The sequence below is a fragment of the Pseudomonas entomophila genome, assembly GCF_013523165.1.
GTDB classification, from domain to species: domain Bacteria; phylum Pseudomonadota; class Gammaproteobacteria; order Pseudomonadales; family Pseudomonadaceae; genus Aquipseudomonas; species Aquipseudomonas entomophila_A.
This window is the reverse complement of record NZ_JAAMQI010000025.1, coordinates 1-16,927: the sequence shown is the minus strand read 5'-3', so window position 1 is coordinate 16,927 and position 16,927 is coordinate 1. Positions and strand designations below refer to the sequence as shown.

Here is a 16,927-nt window from a genome sequence, read left to right as displayed (position 1 = left end):
TTCGGGAGATAAATAAAAAGAGGGGCAACTCGAAAGTCGCCCCTTTTCGCATACGTCCCGGCCTTGCGGCCGGGCGTATCCTTCACTACGACAGTGCTAGTTACACGTTACCGTGCAGAACTACCACGTTGTCGATGTGATCAGCAGCTTCCGACGAACCAACGATGCCGATGGCAACGTCAGCCTGCGAAACGCCGCCAGCCAGTGCGCCAGTCCAGGCAGCTTTGCCACCTTCGTCAGCTTCACGGCCCAGGGCCGACTGGTACAGAGCGTCGACGAAGTCGCCGTTGGATTTGTCGATAGCTTCCGACGAACCAACGATGTTCTTAGCGACTTCGGCACGGCTCAGGCCGTTGTACAGAGCCGATACCCAGTTCTGCAGACCGCCTTCTTCAGCGTCGCGACCCAGTACGTTGGTGTACAGGTTCGAAACGAATTCGCCGTTGGACTCGTCCAGGGTCTGAGCTTCGCCCGAAACAGCGATGGTAGCAGCGATGTCAGCCAGCGAAACGCCACCAGCCAGCGCGGCTTGCCAGTTTTGCAGGCCACCTTCTTCAGCGTCGCGACCCAGCAGAGCTTGGTACAGCTCGTTGATGTCGGCAGTGTTGACGACGTCGCTGTACTCGGACGACTTCAGGAAGGTGTTGGCGATGTCGCTCAGCGAAGTGCCGTTGTTGACAGCACCTACGAAGGCTTTGGCGCCTTCTGCGTCAGCGTCACGGCCCAGCACGCCTTGGAACAGGCGCAGAGCAGCAGCTTCAGCATCGCTGTGAGCCAGCGCGATGGTGTCCAGCGAGCCGTCTTCGTTGTTGAAGGTCAGGAACTCAGCGTTGGTGATCGCGGCAGTTTGGTTGCCGGTCAGGTTAACGTTGAAGTTGTTGCCAACGGTCAGTTCGTAGTCGGAGCTCGAACCGTCCAGCTGGACGACGTCGTAGCCTGCGCCAGTGTTGACGACATCAGCGTGGTTGCTGCCGCTCAGGATGATGGTGTCATCGCCCGAACCGGTGGTCACGTTGTTGTTGCCCAGGCCAGCGATAACGGTGTTGTTGCCGTTGCCGGTGACGATGGTGTCGTTGCCGTCGCCCGAGTCGATCAGGGTGTTCTGATCGCCATTGACGGTGATGACGTCGTCGCCGTTACCGGTGGCAACTACGCGCTCGATGGCGGTGGTGTCGACGGCAGCTGGAGCTACAGCAGCAGCGAACGTTTGAACGTCAGCAGCAGCGGCAGTGGATTGACCTTGCAGGTCAACGACCAGGTTGGCATCGCTCTGCAGCACGTAGGCGTTGACGCCAGCGTTTTCAGCAGCGGCCAGATCGACGACGACTTGGTCACCTTGAGCGCCTTCGACTTCGCCGAAGACGATGTCAGCGTTGCCGGAGGTCGGCAGCTGAACGGTGTTGCCAGTGATGCCGGCGATACCAACGGTGTCGGTATTTTCCAGGTTCAGCAGGCTGTTGATCGCTGCCAGGGTAGCGTTGGACAGGTTGGCGCTGTCGGCCGACAGGCTGGTTTGCAGATCGCTGCTCGATTGTGGGCTATCGTATTGCATGAGTAATTCCTGTTACATCAAGCCGGTTGGCTTACACTACTGAGAGTCTGCTCGGTTGCAGAGTTGTCCCACGGAGACTTATAGCGGGCAGCGTTCATCTTCGTCACGGGTTTGATACAGATATGCAGCGCCACCAAAGGTTCCATTCCGGTGGGGCCGTGCATGACCTGGTTGGGCACGATCACTTGCGGTGCATGACCGCTGAACACGATGTGACCCAGTAATTCGTAGAAATGGCGGTTGGGGCCGACCAGGCTGAAGCCTGCGGCCACCAGGCCCAATGATTGGTTGCGCATACCAGTGTAGTTGCCGGTCGCCACGTTCGGGCTGGGGCCGGAGCCTGCGGTCGTCGAGGTGTAGACCAGATCGACACCTTCGGGCTTGTTGTCCCACTCCACGCAGAACCCTTCCAGCAGGCGCGTATCGTCATGCTGACCTACCCAGCCTTTGCTCGAAACCACATCGCCCATGCCTTGCACGTGCGCCGTGAGTTTGAGGGCCGCCGGCGCCTGATCGGATTCGATGGCGGGGGCCGGGGTGGGAGTGGCAACGACTGCGAAGCCACGCATGATGGCAGGCGAGGTGTCGATACGATCGATGCGCAGGTCGATAGGTTCGATGGTGGCATCGAACATGTGGTACTCGGTGATCAGAACGGTGGTGACGCCGCCTTTGACACGCGCCACGATGGTGTCACCCAGCTTGTGCAGCATGTTCTTGCTGATGCCTTCTCCTGGGAAAAAGTCGATCGACCCTTTGCCAAGCGGCGCCTGCTGCAGCGCGATGCAGACCGGTTTGTCCTTCGGAGGCTGCGACGCATAGCGGAAGATGTACATCCCCGGCTCCAGCAGCGTCACACGAGAGCTGATCTTCAAGCCGTCAAGGGTATGCGAAGGCAATGACATGGCTTTTCAAGCTCCTTTGAACGTAAAGCACATCAAGCTGCGATGGAGGCGGACCCTGAGTCCGGCGCGTGCGCAGCTGGCATTGGGTTCCCTCCGATGCCGAAGGGTAAGCGATGGACAGATATTGTCAACCAATGTTCACAAAAAAAATTTTCTTTGTGGGAGCAGAACTTACGTTTATTCACAGGTGTCTGTCAGCGATCTGTAACGCGACCTACGTAAAGCAGACATAAATGAAAATTCATGCAAAAAACGCTCAGATTTCAAGCCGTTAGGTATAGCATCCAAGCCTTTATAGGGCGGTTGTCAATATTCAAGCGCTTTTTAAAAGTGTGACAAAATTCACATTTAGTGTGAACGAACCGCTCTACATCGCAGGTATCACTGTTTTGTTTCGATTTCATTCGAACAAAGCGCTTGCCAACAGGCTGAGTAGGTATTAATTCATGCAGACACCGCTTGTCGCTCCGTCCGGTTGAGCCTTCTTTTTCTCGTCCCCCGTCGAGCGCGCGCCTCCCTTGAAGGGGGTGTTACACTGCGCGCCGTTTTTGCCCTCACGTCAGTACGGATGCCATGAGTCGTATACAGGAAAATAACTTGCGCGCCGCCCTTCGGGCCTGCAAGAGCAGCTTTCTCTCCGTGGGCTTCTTCAGCCTGTTCGTGAACACGCTGATGCTGGTGCCCACCTTCTTCATGATCCAGGTGTCGGGTCGGGTCGTGCCGTCGAGCAGCGAATCCACGCTGTTGATGCTGACGCTGATCATGACGATCCTGATGATCACGCTGGGATCGCTCGAGTGGGTCCGCTCTCGTATCATGGTGCGTATCAGTAACCGTCTCGATGTGCTGCTCAGCCGCGATGTATACCGCGCCAGCTTCCGGCGTGCCTTGAGCAGCGGCGGCGGTGACGCCACCGCACAGTCGCTCAACGATCTGACCTCGTTGCGGCAATTTTTCACAGGGCCTGGGTTGTTCGCATTCTTCGATGCCCCTTGGTTCCCCATCTACACCATCGTGATGTTCCTGTTCCACCCGTGGTTCGGTTGGATAACGTTGGCGTGTGGTTTCATCCTGGCGGTACTTGCATTCGTCAACCACCGTGTCACGGGCGACGCGTTGGCTGAAGCGAACAAGGAAAGCGTCGTATCCAACATCGCGACCACCAAGACGCTGCGCAACGCCGAAGTGATCGAGTCGATGGGCATGCTCGAGACACTCATGAACCGTTGGGCCAAGCGCCAGCGCAAGGTGCTCAAGCTGCAATCGGATGCCAGCGACAAGGGTGGCGTGGTGAGTTCGGTCTCCAAGACATTCCGCATGTGGGCGCAGTCGATCATGCTCGCCACTGGGGGGTACTTGGTAATCACCCACGAGATCAACCCGGGCCTGCTCATGGCCGGCTCCCTGTTGCTGGGACGTGCACTGGCGCCTATCGACCTGATGATCGGCAGCTGGAAAGGTTTCGTCGCCGCCAAGGTGCAGTACGATCGCCTGGACAAGGTACTCGAAGATCAGAATGCCGAGCCCGATCGCATGAAGCTGCCTGCGCCAGAGGGACACATTCAGGTCGAAAACCTTGTACTGGCCCCGCCGGGCAGCAAGACGCCCGTGCTGCGCAACATCAGTTTCGTCGCTCCTGCCGGGTCCATCGTCGGCATCATCGGCCCCAGTGCCGCCGGCAAATCGACCTTAGTACGTGGCTTGATGGGCATCTGGCCGAGCCAGCATGGCGTAGTGCGTCTGGATGGCGCCGACATCAGTACCTGGGACAAGCATGACCTTGGCCCGTACGTCGGCTACCTGCCGCAGGACATCGAGTTGTTCGAAGGCACCATCAGCGAAAACATCGCGCGCTTCGAAAAGGTGGATCCGGAAAAGGTTGTGGAAGCCGCGCAGACCGCTGGCGTTCACGAGATGATCCTCATGCAGCCGGATGGCTATGACACGGTCATTGGCAGTGAAGGTGTCAACCTGTCCGGTGGTCAGCGTCAGCGCATCGGCCTGGCTCGCGCCTTGTATGGCAAGCCTCGTCTGATCGTGCTCGACGAACCCAACTCCAACCTCGACGATGTCGGTGAGAAGGCCTTGGGCGTTGCGCTGCAGAAGATCAAGGAGAGCGGCGCGACGGTCTTCATCGTCTCGCACCGTCCAAACATCCTGTCGCGTCTCGACCGTGTGCTGGTGATGTCTGCAGGTACCATTTCCTTGTACGGCGAACGCGACAAGGTCATCGCCCAGTTGGCGCAACAACAGCAGGGCGGCGCCCAGCCACGTGTCGCCAAAGGGGCACCCGCCGCTGGTCCAGCCGCACCAGGCGCCCCGGCGTCCCCTACACCGCCTGCCGCACCCACAGGGGGCAACCCCGCCGCGCCGTCCCCTGCAACCCCGAACGGCGTGTGAAAGGACCTCATCGATGACCAGCAAAGCCATAGCCCAGTTCGACCACAACTTCGATGACATGCCCACCTCCGATCGCGGCATCCGCCGCATCGGCTTGTCCATCGTTCTGGTGACCTTCGGCATCTTCGGAACCTGGGCCGCGTTCGCGCCCTTGAGCAATGCCGTGCACGGTTCTGGGTACGTGACCGTCCAGAGCTACCGCAAGACCGTTCAGCACCTGGAGGGTGGCATCGTCAAGGAGCTGCTTGTCCGAGACGGCGATAACGTCAAGAAGGATGACCCGGTCATCGTTCTGGACGAGTCCCAACTCAGCGCCGAGTACGAGTCCACCCGTAACCAGTTGATCGTTGCACGCTACAAAGAAGCGCGCCTGCGCGCCGAGCGTGACCAGCTCGATACCATCCCGTCCGTCGAACTCAAAGGCACCGATTCCGGTCGTGCCCAGGAAGCGCTTGCGGGTGAACAGCAGGTGTTCGTGTCCCGCAAGGCATCACGACTGGGTGAGATCTCGGTACGCCGCGAACAGATCAGCCAGCTGAAGGCGCAGATCGTCGGCCTGGAGGAGATGATCCGTACCAAGCAGGGGCTCGAGAAGTCCTACAGCGGTGAAATCAAACAGCTCAAAGACCTGCTGGCCCAAGGCTTCGTCGACAACCAGCGTCTGCTGGAGTCGCAGCGCAAGCTCGACATGCTGCGTACCGAAGTAGCCGACCACAAGTCGAACATCGCCAAGACCAAGTTGCAGATCAGCGAGACCGAGCTGCAGATCGTCCAGCTGGACAAGAAATTCAACGCCGATGTGGCCGACGAGTTGGCCCAGGTCCAGGCGCAGGTCTTCGACCTGCAGGAGAAAGAGGCTGCCCTCCAGGATCGCCTGTCGCGCGTGGTGATCCGTGCCCCTGAAAGCGGCATGGTGCTGGACATGAAGGTGCACACCGTGGGTGGCGTGGTGCAAGCCGGTAAGCCGCTGATGGACATCGTGCCGCTCTCGTCCGACTTGGTCATCGAAGCCCGCGTGGCGCCCGTCGACATCGACCGGCTGGAGCTGGGCAAGACGGCCGATATCCGCTTCAGCGCCTTTAACAACGCGACCACGCCGGTCATCGAAGGCAAGCTCACACGTATCTCGGCTGACCGTCTGACCGACGAGCGTACGGGCGATCCGTACTACCTCGTACGGGTCAACGTCACCGATGACGGCATGAAGAAACTCGCCAATCGCAAGCTGCAGCCAGGCATGCCGGCCGAAGTGCTGATCAATGCGGGCGATCGCACCATGCTCGAGTACCTGCTCAAGCCGGCGCGCAACATGTTCGCTGAATCGATGATCGAGGAATGATTGTGCTGCGTTTGTTACCCGGTGTAGTGCTGAGCCTGGCCATTGCGCAAGCCATGGCCGCTGAACCTGTCGTGCCCAAGGACGTGCCGCCCAAACAGGTGTCGGCTTCGACCTATGCGCTGGACCTGGGGGCGTTGTACCGCGAGGCGCGTCTTGAGGATCCACGCGTCCTGGCCGCTTACCTGCGTGCGCAGTCGGCGTCCGAGCAGCAACGTGCCTCGCTGGGCGGTCTGCTCCCGCAGCTGTCCGCCAACAGCAGCGCCAACCGCATCCTGCGCAAGGACGAAGCCAACCGTGAGATCTACAACAACAAGAGCAACTCGCTGACGCTGACCCAGTACTTGTACAACAAGACGGCCTGGGAAACGTGGCAGAAGTCCAAGAGCGTGACGCGCCAGCGTGGCGAGCAGGCCGAGGATGCCCATGCCGAAGCCACTGTCGAGCTGGCCAAGCGCTACTTCGTGGCCCTGGCGGCCGACGACGAATTGGAGCTGGTGCAGGCCGAGCGGCGCGCGACGCAGAAGAACCTCGATCGTGTGACGATGATGTTCGCGCAGCAGATGGCCAAGATCACCGACAAGCTCGATCTCCAGGCGCGCGTGGACTTCCTCGCGGCCCAGGAGGTCGAGGCGCGCAACCAGGTGCAGGTCAGCCGTGAGTCGTTGTCCGAACTGGTCGGGCGACCGATCACCGAGCGACTGAGCCGGGTGCGCAACGACGTGGCCCTGGAGGCGCCGCCGCGTCCCCTGACCAATTACGTGGCCCAGGCGATCGATTCCAACCCGTTGCTCAAGTCGTACGAGTACGGCGCCGAAGCCGCCAATGCGGCTGTACGTGAAGGGAAGGGCGGGCATTATCCGCAGGTGTCCCTGAACCTTAGCGCCCAGCGCAGTGACGTGGGTTACGACAATACCCAGGCACCGCGTAGCGACAGCTATGTGGCCAGTGTCGGGATTTCGCTGCCGTTGTACAGCGGTGGCTCGACCTCGGCGCGTGTGAGAGGTCTGTACAACGACCAGCTGGCGGCCGAGCAGGATCTGGAAGGTGTTCGTCGCCAGGTCGTCAAGGAGACCACGACGTCTTACCTGACCGCCCAGGCGGCGGTGGAGAAGATCCGCGCCAACCGCAATGCGCTGTCGTCGGCGCAGCAGTCGAGCATCGCGGCGCAGAAGGCGTTTGCGTACGGTGTAGTGAACGCGGTGGACGTGCTGACCAGCGTGCAGAACGAGTTCAAGGCACGTCGGGATCTGCTCAAGTCGCAGTATGACTTCATCACCAACCTGTTCATGCTCAACCGCTGGAGCGGTCAGTTGAACCAGGAGAGCGTCGACAGCGTGAACGTCTGGCTCAGCCCGGAGCCGGACAAGGGGTTGCCGGGTGGGGATTTGGCGAGGGTGGATACCAAGCGTTGACTCAGCAGGGCAGGGAAGGGCAGGTGTCGTCTGACCCGGCCCTGTCGCTGGCGAGGCCCGTATCCGTAGCGGGAGTCGTGGCAGGGCAGGCAAACGTCATTTCTCTGTGAGCGCTTGTTCTTTCTGCTCTATAACATGCGCTAGCGCAGTGACTGGCTGTGTGGGCCCTTCGGGCCCAATCGCGGCACAGGGGCCGCTCCTACACCCGTAGCCCCGCCGCGCTGGCACAGGCTGGCGCAATTCCCTGTAGGAGCGGCCCCTGTGCCGCGATTGGGCCCGAAGGGCCCATGAAACCATTCACCGCACTGTCGCAGGCGAGAGTCGCCCCTAAAACAGCGATGGCATTCGTGCAGCCATACGATTTCTGCCACTGCCACTGCCACTGCCACTGCCACTGCCACTGCCCCTTTCCCCTCCCGCATCCCTACACTCCCTACCGCCCACCGCCTGCCACCAAAATCGGTTTTATCCGACACCTCCGCGAACGAAAAATTTGCTTTGATGTCCCTACCACCTGCACGATCATGTCGCCGAACGCCGCAGGGTGTGATCCTGTTACGTGATGTACGTCGAGCACGACGTGGCGGTAGATGTATACTCACGCACCCACAGTTCACGCCGGCGTGCTTTGCAGCCTTTCGAGGGCCTGCCATCGGCACGTGAATGCCCTTTATCGTACTAACGGAGTTGGTTAATTCGCATGAAAGCAATCGTCACTGGGATCACTGGTCAAGATGGCGCCTACCTGGCAGAACTGCTGCTTGAGAAGGGCTACACCGTCTATGGCACCTACCGCCGTACCAGCTCCGTCAACTTCTGGCGTATTGAAGAACTGGGCATCCAGAACAACCCGAACCTGCATCTGGTCGAGTACGACCTGACCGACCTGTCCGCCAGCATCCGTCTGCTGCAGACCACCGAAGCCACCGAGGTCTACAACCTGGCCGCGCAGAGCTTCGTCGGCGTGTCCTTCGAACAGCCGCTGACCACCGCCGAAATCACCGGTCTGGGCGCTGTCAACCTGCTCGAAGCCATCCGCATCGTCAACCCGAAGGTCCGCTTCTACCAGGCGTCGACCTCCGAGATGTTCGGCAAGGTCCAGGCGATCCCGCAGATCGAGAGCACCCCGTTCTACCCGCGCAGCCCCTACGGCGTTGCCAAGCTGTACGCGCACTGGATGACCATCAACTACCGCGAGTCCTACGGCATCTTCGCCACCAGCGGCATCCTGTTCAACCACGAGTCGCCGCTGCGTGGCCGTGAGTTCGTGACCCGCAAGATCACCGACACCGTCGCCAAGATCAAGCTGGGCCTGCAGGAGACCCTGGAGCTGGGCAACCTCGACGCCAAGCGCGACTGGGGCTTTGCCAAGGAATACGTCGAAGGCATGTGGCGCATGCTGCAAGCCGACGAGCCGGACACCTTCGTCCTGGCCACCAACCGTACCGAAACCGTGCGTGACTTCGTCAGCATGGCCTTCAAGGCCGTCGACATCACCCTGAACTGGAAGGGCGAAGCCGAGGCCGAGCAAGGCATCTGCGCCGCCACCGGCAAGATCCTGGTCTCGATCAATCCGAAGTTCTACCGCCCGACCGAAGTCGACCTGCTGATCGGCAACCCGGCCAAGGCCAAGGAAGTCCTGGGCTGGGAGCCGAAGACCTCGCTCGAAGAGCTGTGCCGCATGATGGTCGAAGCCGACCTGCGTCGTAACGAGCAAGGGTTCTCGTTCTGATGACACAGGCCAGCAAACGCGCACTGATCACCGGTTTGCACGGGTTCACCGGCCGCTACATGGCCGCCGAACTCAAGGCCCAGGGCTACGAGGTGTTCGGCACCGGTAGCCAGGCGTCCGAAGAACCGGGTTACCTTCAGGCAGACCTGACCGATGCGGTGGGTCTGCGCGCAGTGCTGGCCGACCTGCAGCCCGATGTCGTCGTGCATCTGGCTGCACTCGCCTTCGTGGGCCATGGCGTGGCCGACGCGTTCTATCAGGTCAACCTGATCGGCACGCGCAACCTGCTCGAAGCCATCGCCGCCTGTGGCAAAGTCCCGGACTGCGTGCTGCTCGCCAGCAGCGCCAACGTCTACGGCAATGCCTCCGACGGGATGCTGAGCGAGGCCACGCCACCGGCCCCGGCGAACGATTACGCAGTGAGCAAGCTGGGCATGGAATACATGGCCCGCTTGTGGCAAGACCGTCTACCCCTGGTCATCACACGCCCGTTCAACTACTCGGGTGTGGGGCAGGGCGAGAATTTCCTGTTGTCCAAGATCGTGTCGCACTTCCGCCGTCGCGCGCCTGTGATCGAATTGGGCAACCTCGATGTCTGGCGCGACTTCAGTGACGTGCGTGCGGTCGTGGCCGCCTACCGTGGGCTGCTCGAAGCGGCTCCGGTCGGCCAGACGGTGAACGTCAGCTCTGGTGTGGCCCATTCGCTGCGCGACGTCATCGCGCTGTGCGAGCAGATCACCGGTCACCAGATCGAGGTGACCGTGAATCCGGCCTTCGTGCGGGCCAACGAGGTGAAGACCCTGACCGGCGACAACACGCGCCTGCGGGGCCTGGTGCCGGGGTGGGCCACGCCCTCCTTGAGGGACACCTTGGCCTGGATGCTGGATGCGCAATAATGAAAGTCGTGCTTTCCGTCGAGCTTGTCCGCTTTCCGCTGACGGGCATCGGCCGCTATACCTACGAACTGGCGCAGCGTCTGGCTCAGTGTCCTGAGATCAGCGAGCTGCACTACATGGCAGGCCGGCGCTTCCTGCCCGCTTTGCCCAGCCCGCAGGATCAGGCCAGCGGCGGGCATGACTTGAAGCGGTTGGTGCAGAAGATGCCGGTCGCCATCGAGGCGTATCGGGTGCTCATGCCCTGGCTCAAGAGCCAAGCCCTGAAAACCCACGCCGATTTTCTCTACCACAGCCCCAACTACTACCTGCCACCGTTCAAGGGCCCGCGGGTAGCGACCTTTCATGACCTGTCGCCCTTCACCTGGCCGCAGTGTCATGCGCCGCAGATGGCGCGCTTCCTGCGCAAGGAGCTGACGCAGACCACCAAGCGCGCCGATCGGCTGATCACCGACTCGGAGTTCACCCGCCAGGAGCTGGCGGCGTTCTTCGATTGGCCGTTGGACCGAATCGACGCCGTACCCCTGGCCAGTGCGCCGGAGTTTCATCCGCGCGACGAGGCAGTGCTTCGGCCCGTGCTCGACCGACATGGTCTGCAGCCTGGGGGCTACAGCCTGTTCGTCGGTACCATCGAGCCGCGCAAGAACATCCAGACCCTGCTCGATGCCTACCAGCGCCTGCCCTTGGCCGTGCGCACCCGGTGGCCGTTGGTGCTCACCGGTTACCAGGGATGGTGCAGCGAGGCCATCCACCAGCGTCTCGAAAGCGCCCGCCGCGAGGGCTGGGCGTACTACCTGGGCTTCGTGCCCAGTCAGGACCTGCCTTCCCTGTTCGCCGGAGCACGCCTGTTCACCTTCCCCTCGCTGTACGAAGGCTTCGGCCTGCCCGTGCTCGAGGCCATGGCTTCGGGCGTGCCGGTGGTGTGCTCCACGACCTCTTCGCTGCCCGAAGTGGCCGGTAACGCGGCGCTGATGTGCGAGGCGATGGACGTCGAGGCCCTGACGGCGCTGCTGGCCCGCGGGCTCGAAGATGACGCCTGGCGCGCGCAGGCCGTGCCTGCCGGGCTGGCCCACGCGGCCCGTTTCTCCTGGGAGCGCTGCGCGCTCGAAACCCTCAATGTCTATCGCCGCACGGTGGCCTCGCGATGATCAAGGTCCTGCACTTCTTCAAGACGTACTACCCCGAGACCATGGGGGGCATCGAGCAGGTGATCTTCCAGTTGGCCGAGGGCGGGCGTGCCCAGGGCATCGAGGCCGAGGTCCTGTCGCTGAGCACGCGCGGTGCCGGGCGTGACGAGTTGGTGGGGCATCACAGGGCGCACCGTTCCAAACTGGACCTGCAAGTCGCCTCGACCGGGTTCTCGCTGTCGGCGTTCAAGGATTTCGCCGAGCTGGCCCGGCAGGCGGACATCATCCATTACCACTTCCCCTGGCCGTTCATGGACCTGGTGCACTTCGCCAGCCGCCTGAACAAGCCGACCGTGGTCACCTACCATTCCGACATCGTCAAGCAGAAGACCCTGCTCAAGCTGTACCAGCCCTTGATGCACCGGTTCCTCGGCAGCGTCGACCGCATCGTCGCCTCGTCCCCGAACTACGTGGCGCACAGCGAGACGCTGCAGCGCTTCGAGGGCAAGGTCGAGGTGATTCCGTTCGGGCTGGACGAGTCGACCTACCCAACGGTCGACGAAGCACGCCTGGACCATTGGCGTGAGCAGGTCGGCCCCCGGTTCTTCCTCTTCGTCGGTGCGCTGCGTTACTACAAGGGCCTGAACTACCTGATCGAAGCCGCTAGCAAGACCGGGCTGCCGGTGGTCATCGTCGGCCATGGCCACCTCGAGCAGACACTGCGCGCCCAGGCCAGCAGCCTTGGCGCCGATTCGGTGCGTTTCGTCGGCGGCGTCGACGATCACGACAAGGTGGCACTGCTCAAGCTGTGCGAAGGCTTCGTCTTCCCTTCGCACCTGCGTTCGGAAGCCTTCGGTATCTCGCTGCTCGAGGCGGCGATGTACGGCAAGCCGATGATCTCCTGCGAGATCGGCAGCGGCACCACCTACATCAACCTGGACGGTGAAACCGGCCTGGTGGCAGCGCCCCGTGATGTCGACAGCCTGGCCAAGGCCATGCTCGCGTTGTGGAACGACCCCCAGCGTGCGGCCAAGATGGGGCGCAATGCTCGGCGGCGCTTCGAGACGATGTTCTCGTCCACCACCATGATCGACCACTACGTGCAGCTGTACCGTCAATTGCTCGATCGCCCGGCATGAGCGAGACACTGAACGGCGGCGCGGTACTGGTGACCGGAGCCAATGGCTTTGTCGGGCGCGCCTTGGTTGGCCATCTGCTGCGTCGTCATGATCATGACGTGGTGGCAGGCGTGCGGCGTCCCGAGGCCCACGTACCGACCGGTGCCGAGAAACGGACCGTGCCGGCCCTGTGGGCGGATGCGGAGTGGACGGCCGCCCTGGCAGGTATCGACCAGGTCGTCCACACGGCTGCCCGGGTGCATGTGATGGACGAAACCGAGGCCGATCCGCTCACCGCGTTTCGTCGAGTCAACACCGAAGGCACCCTGGCCCTGGCCGAGCAGGCCGCAAAGGCCGGCGTGCGCCGCTTCGTCTTCATCAGCTCGATCAAGGTCAATGGCGAGCAGACTGCGCCAGGCCAGCCCTTCGACGCGGATCAGCCTGTCGCCCCCACCGACCCCTACGGCCTTTCCAAGCATGAAGCCGAGCAGGGCTTGCTTCGTCTGGCCCGCGACACGGCCATGGAGGTGGTGATCATCCGCCCCGTGCTGGTCTATGGGCCAGGCGTCGGCGCCAACTTCGCCAGCCTGATGCGCTGGCTGAAACGCGGCCTGCCGTTGCCATTGGGCGCCGTTCGCAATCGCCGCAGCCTGGTGAGCCTGGACAACCTGGTGGACTTGATCGCCGTCTGTCTCGACCACCCCAACGCTGCCAACCAGGTGTTTCTGGTCAGCGATGGCGAAGACCTCTCCACCACCGACCTGCTGCGTCGCCTGGGCCAGGCCCTGGGGCGGCGTCCTTGGCTGTTGCCCGTGCCTTCGCAGCTGATGGCACTGGCCGCGCGCCTGGTCGGGCGGACGTCGATCACCCAGCGGCTGCTTGGCTCGCTGCAGGTGGACATCGGCAAGAACCGCCGGCTGCTGGGCTGGCAGCCTGTCGTCACGGTGGACCATGCCTTGCGCACCACCGCCGCTTCTTTCCTGGAGTCACGCCCTTGATGCCCTTCGCCTGGCTGCTGGCCGCCGTCGCGCTGGCCGCTTTTCTGCTGACCGCGCTGATCCGTCGTTACGCCCTCGCGCGCAGCCTGATGGATGTGCCCAATGCGCGCAGCTCCCACAGCGTACCGACCCCACGGGGCGGCGGCGTGGCCATCGTCTGCGCCTTCCTGCTGGCGCTGGCCGGGCTCTGGTCTGCCGGGCAGGTCACCCGTGCCAATTTCATCGCCCTGGGCGGCGCGGGCCTGCTGGTCGCCGTGGTAGGCTTCATCGACGATCATCGGCACATCCCGGCGCGCTGGCGGTTGCTCGGGCATGGGCTGGCGGCCGTCTGGCTGCTCGCCTGGCTGGGCGGGGTGCCTCCCGTGGTGGTCGCCGGCCTGGTCGTGACCGTGCCCTGGCTACTCGTGCCTCTGGCGGTGCTGTACTTGGTCTGGCTGCTCAACCTCTACAATTTCATGGACGGGATCGATGGCATCGCCGGGCTCGAAGCGGTCGTCGTGTGCCTGTGCATGAGCCTGCTCTACCTTGCCGGAGGGCATCCCGACGCGACGGTCGCGCCGTTGGTGCTGGTCGCGGCGGTGGTGGGGTTTCTGGTCTGGAACTTCCCGCCGGCCAGGATCTTCATGGGGGATGCAGGCAGCGGTTTTCTGGGCCTGACCCTGGGTGGGCTGTCGCTGCAAGGGGCTTGGGTGGCGCCTGCTTACCTATGGGCCTGGGTGATTTTGCTCGGTGTGTTCATCGTCGATGCCACCGTGACGCTGCTGCGGCGGCTGTTCAACGGTGACAAGGTCTACGAAGCGCACCGCAGCCATGCCTACCAGCACGCTGCCCGCCGTGTGGCCGGTCACCGGCCCGTCACGCTGGCCGTGGCGGCGCTCACGCTGGGTTGGTTGCTGCCCATCGCCTGCCTCGTCGTGCTGGCAGGGCTCGACGGTATGCTGGGCACCGTGATCGCCTACGCGCCGCTGGTCCTGCTGGCCGTGCGGTACGACGCGGGCAAGGCCGGTGATTGACGTGTAGGGAGGCGCGCGCGTGCCAACGGCTTTGTGACCCCATGTCGCGATGGCCAGGCACACGGCGCGGCCTGCCGAGGGATGCCCGTGTGGCGTCTTCTGTACAACAACGATGAGGGCCAGCCGACCGGGTCGGCGGATATGGACAAGCTGCGTACATTCCTGGTGAACCTGTCACGTCGACAGAAGCGCCTGATCCAAGTGACCACCGACGTCGTGTTGGTGTGGGTCGCCCTGTGGCTGGCGTTCGTCGTCCGGCTCGGCTACGACGAGATGTACAACCCGGTCAAGGCCCACGCCTTCCTGTTCATCGCCGCTCCTGTCGTGGCCATCCCGCTGTTCATTCGTTTCGGCCTGTACCGGGCGGTCATGCGCTACTTCGGCAACGACGCGCTGGTGGCGATCGTCAAGGCGGTGAGCCTGTCGTCGCTGCTGCTGACCCTGGTCGTCTATTGGTACAGCCCGCCACCCCCGGTCGTTCCGCGCTCAATCATCTTCAACTACTGGTGGCTCAGCATGGTGATCGTCGGCGGCCTGCGCCTTGCCATGCGCCAGTACTTCCTGGGCGACTGGTTCACCGCCGCCCAGCACGTGCCGTTCACCAACCGGGACAACGGCCTGCCCAAAGTGGCGGTCTATGGGGCCGGCTCGGCGGGCAACCAGCTGGTCGCGGCCTTGCGCATGGGCAAGGTCATGCGCCCGGTGGCCTTCATCGACGATGACCCCGACATCACCGATCGGATGATCTCCGGCCTGCAGGTGTACAAGCCGGCCGACATCCAGCGGATGATCGATGCCACCGGCGCCGAGGAAATTTTGTTGGCCTTGCCGTCGGCTGCCCGGGAACGGCGGCGGGAGATCCTCGGCTACCTGGAAGGCTTCGCGCTGCACGTGCGCAGTATTCCGGGGATCATGGATCTGGCCAGCGGGCGGGTGAAGGTCGACGATATCCGTGAAGTGGACATCGGCGACCTGCTGGGCCGTGACCCGGTCCCGGCCCAGAGCGATTTGCTGGAGCGCTGCATCGTCGGCCAGGTGGTGCTGGTCACCGGTGCGGGCGGGTCGATCGGCTCGGAGCTGTGCCGGCAGATTCTGGAGCAGCGGCCCAGGGTGCTGATCCTGTTCGATCACTGCGAGTACAACCTCTACTGCATCCACGCCGAGCTGGAGGAAACCCTCAGGCGCGAGCCCCGGCCCGTGCAGGTGCTGCCCATCCTGGGGTCGGTGCGTAACCAGACGCAACTGGTCGATATCCTGAACACCTGGAAGGTCGACACCGTCTACCACGCCGCCGCCTACAAGCACGTCCCCATCGTCGAGCACAACGTTGCCGAGGGCGTGCTGAACAACGTGATGGGCACGCTCAGCACGGCCCAGGCCGCCTTGCAGGCGGGGGTGTCGAGCTTCGTGCTGATCTCCACCGACAAGGCCGTGCGCCCGACCAACGTCATGGGCAGCACCAAGCGCCTGGCCGAGATGACCCTGCAGGCCCTGAGCCGCGAGACGGCGCCCGTGTTGCTGGGGGACCCGCACAACGTGGCGCAGGTCAACAAGACCCGCTTCACCATGGTGCGGTTCGGCAACGTGCTGGGTTCGTCGGGGTCGGTGATCCCGCTGTTCCACAAGCAGATCAAGCAGGGGGGGCCATTGTCGGTCACCCACCCGAAGATCACCCGCTACTTCATGACCATCCCCGAGGCCGCGCAGCTGGTGATCCAGGCGGGGTCCATGGGGCAGGGCGGCGATGTGTTCGTGCTGGACATGGGCAAGCCGGTGAAGATCGTCGAGCTGGCCGAGAAGATGATCCACCTGTCCGGTTTCAGCGTGCGCTCCGAGCGCAACCCTACGGGCGACATCGCCATCGAGTTCACCGGGCTGCGGCCGGGGGAGAAGCTGTACGAGGAATTGCTGATCGGCGACAACGTCGAGCCGACCCAGCACCCGATGATCATGTCCGCGAACGAGGACTGCCTGTCGTGGGGCGTGCTCAAGGGCAGGCTGGAGGCGCTGCTGGCGTCGGTCGAGGCGAACGATTACCCCCAGGTGCGCAAGGTGTTGCGCGAGCTGGTGTGCGGGTATGCGCCGGAGGGGGAGATCGTGGACTGGATCTACCAGCAGCGGCGGCAGGATTCCTGATGCACGGAGGTGAGGCGCTGTAGAGGCGCTTCAGCAGGCAGGGTCGGCGGGGCGGGTTTCATGGGCCCTGCGGGCCCAATCGCGGCACGGGGGCCGCTCCTACAGGGGACAGTGCCAGCCTGCCAGATCAGCAGCGCAGTCCAACCCCCAGCGGAACCGCACACCTCTGCCAGATCAGCAACGCGGTCCACCTGTAGGAGCGGCCCCTGTGCCGCGATTGGGCCCGCAGGGCCCACAATCCAGCCCCGCCGTCTCTGATCCGAACCACGCCAAACCAGCCCCGCCCTTCACTGATCCACCCC

The 16,927-nt window shown here is 63.0% G+C and carries 12 protein-coding genes; 10 read left to right on the top strand and 2 right to left on the bottom strand.

Annotation, left to right across the window (positions count from 1 at the left end):
* Positions 1 to 100: 100 nt before the first annotated feature.
* Together G7Z99_RS16980 and G7Z99_RS16975 are read right to left on the bottom strand one after the other, a co-directional pair.
* Entirely contained in the window at positions 101 to 1,552 is a 1,452-nt protein-coding gene (locus G7Z99_RS16980) for a DUF4214 domain-containing protein (protein WP_181095821.1), read from the bottom strand.
* A 17-nt stretch (positions 1,553 to 1,569) separates the two neighbouring features.
* Positions 1,570 to 2,388 (bottom strand): hypothetical protein, encoded by an 819-nt coding sequence (locus G7Z99_RS16975; RefSeq protein WP_181095871.1) that lies wholly within the window; start codon positions 2,386 to 2,388, stop codon positions 1,570 to 1,572.
* A 642-nt stretch (positions 2,389 to 3,030) separates the two neighbouring features.
* On the opposite strand from G7Z99_RS16975, the gene G7Z99_RS16970 reads away from it, so the two are divergent.
* From G7Z99_RS16970 to G7Z99_RS16925, 10 genes are all read left to right on the top strand, one after another.
* Positions 3,031 to 4,857, top strand: a complete 1,827-nt coding sequence (locus G7Z99_RS16970) for a type I secretion system permease/ATPase (protein ID WP_181095819.1) — start codon at positions 3,031 to 3,033, stop codon at positions 4,855 to 4,857.
* A gap of 13 nt (positions 4,858 to 4,870) precedes the next feature.
* Positions 4,871 to 6,196, top strand: coding sequence for an HlyD family type I secretion periplasmic adaptor subunit (locus tag G7Z99_RS16965; protein ID WP_181095816.1), 1,326 nt, complete (start codon positions 4,871 to 4,873; stop codon positions 6,194 to 6,196).
* Positions 6,193 to 7,608, top strand: a complete 1,416-nt coding sequence (locus G7Z99_RS16960) for a TolC family outer membrane protein (protein WP_181095814.1) — start codon at positions 6,193 to 6,195, stop codon at positions 7,606 to 7,608. Before G7Z99_RS16965 ends, G7Z99_RS16960 begins: the two co-directional genes overlap by 4 nt.
* Positions 7,609 to 8,308: 700 nt before the next feature.
* Entirely contained in the window at positions 8,309 to 9,340 is a 1,032-nt protein-coding gene (gmd, locus tag G7Z99_RS16955; protein WP_181095812.1) for a GDP-mannose 4,6-dehydratase, read from the top strand.
* Complete coding sequence (locus G7Z99_RS16950; RefSeq protein ID WP_181095810.1) at positions 9,340 to 10,236, top strand: GDP-mannose 4,6-dehydratase; 897 nt, start codon at positions 9,340 to 9,342, stop codon at positions 10,234 to 10,236. The genes gmd and G7Z99_RS16950 overlap by 1 nt, the downstream gene beginning before the upstream one ends.
* Positions 10,236 to 11,381, top strand: coding sequence for a glycosyltransferase family 4 protein (locus G7Z99_RS16945; protein ID WP_181095808.1), 1,146 nt, complete (start codon positions 10,236 to 10,238; stop codon positions 11,379 to 11,381). Before G7Z99_RS16950 ends, G7Z99_RS16945 begins: the two co-directional genes overlap by 1 nt.
* Positions 11,378 to 12,499: a glycosyltransferase family 4 protein gene (locus G7Z99_RS16940; RefSeq protein ID WP_181095806.1), complete on the top strand. Its 1,122-nt coding sequence runs from the start codon at positions 11,378 to 11,380 to the stop codon at positions 12,497 to 12,499. Before G7Z99_RS16945 ends, G7Z99_RS16940 begins: the two co-directional genes overlap by 4 nt.
* Positions 12,496 to 13,476: a UDP-glucose 4-epimerase family protein gene (locus G7Z99_RS16935; RefSeq protein WP_181095804.1), complete on the top strand. Its 981-nt coding sequence runs from the start codon at positions 12,496 to 12,498 to the stop codon at positions 13,474 to 13,476. Before G7Z99_RS16940 ends, G7Z99_RS16935 begins: the two co-directional genes overlap by 4 nt.
* Entirely contained in the window at positions 13,476 to 14,489 is a 1,014-nt protein-coding gene (locus G7Z99_RS16930; RefSeq protein ID WP_181095802.1) for an MraY family glycosyltransferase, read from the top strand. Before G7Z99_RS16935 ends, G7Z99_RS16930 begins: the two co-directional genes overlap by 1 nt.
* Positions 14,490 to 14,630: 141 nt before the next feature.
* A complete protein-coding gene (locus G7Z99_RS16925) occupies positions 14,631 to 16,625 on the top strand; it encodes a polysaccharide biosynthesis protein (RefSeq protein ID WP_181095869.1) in 1,995 nt (664 codons plus the stop codon).
* Positions 16,626 to 16,927: the final 302 nt, after the last annotated feature.

Bases quoted from the DNA above. Each gene is read 5' to 3' on its own strand.
- G7Z99_RS16980 (WP_181095821.1), bottom strand. From the start codon at position 1,552: ATGCAATACGATAGCCCACAATCGAGCAGCGATCTGCAAACCAGCCTG.
- G7Z99_RS16975 (WP_181095871.1), bottom strand. From the start codon at position 2,388: ATGTACATCTTCCGCTATGCGTCGCAGCCTCCGAAGGACAAACCGGTC.
- G7Z99_RS16970 (WP_181095819.1), top strand. From the start codon at position 3,031: ATGAGTCGTATACAGGAAAATAACTTGCGCGCCGCCCTTCGGGCCTGC.
- G7Z99_RS16965 (WP_181095816.1), top strand. From the start codon at position 4,871: ATGACCAGCAAAGCCATAGCCCAGTTCGACCACAACTTCGATGACATG.
- G7Z99_RS16960 (WP_181095814.1), top strand. From the start codon at position 6,193: ATGATTGTGCTGCGTTTGTTACCCGGTGTAGTGCTGAGCCTGGCCATT.
- gmd (WP_181095812.1), top strand. From the start codon at position 8,309: ATGAAAGCAATCGTCACTGGGATCACTGGTCAAGATGGCGCCTACCTG.
- G7Z99_RS16950 (WP_181095810.1), top strand. From the start codon at position 9,340: ATGACACAGGCCAGCAAACGCGCACTGATCACCGGTTTGCACGGGTTC.
- G7Z99_RS16945 (WP_181095808.1), top strand. From the start codon at position 10,236: ATGAAAGTCGTGCTTTCCGTCGAGCTTGTCCGCTTTCCGCTGACGGGC.
- G7Z99_RS16940 (WP_181095806.1), top strand. From the start codon at position 11,378: ATGATCAAGGTCCTGCACTTCTTCAAGACGTACTACCCCGAGACCATG.
- G7Z99_RS16935 (WP_181095804.1), top strand. From the start codon at position 12,496: ATGAGCGAGACACTGAACGGCGGCGCGGTACTGGTGACCGGAGCCAAT.
- G7Z99_RS16930 (WP_181095802.1), top strand. From the start codon at position 13,476: ATGCCCTTCGCCTGGCTGCTGGCCGCCGTCGCGCTGGCCGCTTTTCTG.
- G7Z99_RS16925 (WP_181095869.1), top strand. From the start codon at position 14,631: ATGGACAAGCTGCGTACATTCCTGGTGAACCTGTCACGTCGACAGAAG.